Source organism: Bacteroides sp. 214, assembly GCF_010501015.1.
Classification (GTDB): Bacteria; Bacteroidota; Bacteroidia; order Bacteroidales; family Bacteroidaceae; genus Bacteroides.
The window spans coordinates 1-308 of record NZ_QVML01000064.1 but is presented as its reverse complement, the minus strand read 5'-3'; the positions used below and the strand labels follow the sequence as shown (position 1 = coordinate 308).

Genomic DNA, 308 nt, shown 5'->3' with positions numbered 1-308 from the left:
CCCACCCTACTTCGGGGTCGGGTTTGTAGCTGTGCCATTCACCGGGAAAGAGTAGAAACATATTCCCTTCCTTTACCTCTATCCGTTTGCTATAGGTTCTATTATTGTATACCTCTGCGGGATGCTTTCCTCCTATATCGCGTCGACATGCTTGTTGCCATTATGGATGCGCAGGATGCGCAAGGCAGTAGCCATGCGCTGAAACGTGTGCGTGCAGTAGGTTTCGACCTTACTCCGTATATAAAGAAAGGAGAGAATGTACTTGCCATCCGTATAGATAACAACTGGAAGTACCGCGAAGCGGACAT

Annotated in this window: 1 protein-coding gene; it reads right to left on the bottom strand. The window is 48.4% G+C overall.

Annotated features, from left to right (window positions below; translation table 11 throughout):
• Nucleotides 1-82 (bottom strand): AraC family ligand binding domain-containing protein (locus tag D0T50_RS13670; RefSeq protein WP_370520917.1); only part of this gene is annotated, 82 nt, incomplete at its 3' end.
• Between the last annotated feature and the right edge of the window lie 226 nt (nucleotides 83-308).